The organism is Caballeronia cordobensis (genome assembly GCF_001544575.2).
GTDB classification, from domain to species: domain Bacteria; phylum Pseudomonadota; class Gammaproteobacteria; order Burkholderiales; family Burkholderiaceae; genus Caballeronia; species Caballeronia cordobensis.
Genome location: NZ_FCNY02000071.1, coordinates 1 through 954 on the forward strand (window position 1 = coordinate 1; position 954 = coordinate 954).

At 60.7% G+C, this 954-nt stretch carries 1 protein-coding gene; it reads left to right on the forward strand.

The window, feature by feature from the left end; all coding sequences use genetic code 11:
• Positions 1-954: condensation domain-containing protein (locus tag AWB70_RS38115; protein ID WP_235024442.1), on the forward strand; the 954-nt coding region annotated here is incomplete at both ends.

Below are 954 nucleotides of genomic sequence, written 5' to 3' on the forward strand. Positions count from 1 at the left end.
TCAGCGCGACTACGCTGCGCCACAAGGCGACACGGAAACTACGCTCGCCGCGCTGTGGAGCGAACTGCTCGGCATCGGGCGCATCGGTCGCCACGATCATTTCTTCGAACTCGGCGGCCACTCGCTGATGGCCGTCACGCTCATCGCGCGTCTGAAACAAGCGGGTTTGTGCGCCGATATACGAACGCTGTTCGATACCCCCGTATTGAGCGATCTTGCCCAAACGCTCGACAAGAAAGAGCAAACGCGCGAAGTCGTCGTGCCTGCAAATCTCATCACGGCACAAACAAGAACCTTGACGCCGCAGATGCTCCCGCTCATCGACCTGAACGAGGGCGATATCGCGCGGATCATCGAGCGCGTGCCGGGCGGCGTAACTAATGTCCAAGATATCTACGCCCTGTCGCCGCTACAGGAAGGCATCCTGTTCCATCATCTTCTGGCTGACGAGGGCGATCCGTATCTGAGCATCGCCCGCTTCGCCTGCGCTGATCGCGCCGCGCTCGATGCCTATCTGCACGCGGTCCAGCAAGTCATCGACCGTCACGACGCGCTGCGCACCGCGTTCGTCTGGGATGGACTCTCGACGTCTGCGCAAATCGTCTTGCGCAATGCACCGCTTTCAGTGACCGAAGTCGAGCTCATGGCGAATAACGACGAACCCGCCATCGACCAACTCGCCCGTCATTTCGATGCGCGCACCGAGTGCCTCGACCTCACGCAAGCGCCCTTGTTGCGTTTCATCGTCGCTCACGAACCCGGCACCGGACGATGGCTTGGCTTGCAGATCCTGCATCACCTCGTCGGCGATCACGCAACGCTGCAACTCATGCACGACGAGATCCGCGCCTTCATGACAAGTCGCGGACATACGCTGCCCGCGCCGACACCGTTCCGCAATCTGATCGCGCACACGCGACTCAACACGAGTCAGGAAGCACACGAGCGTTTCTT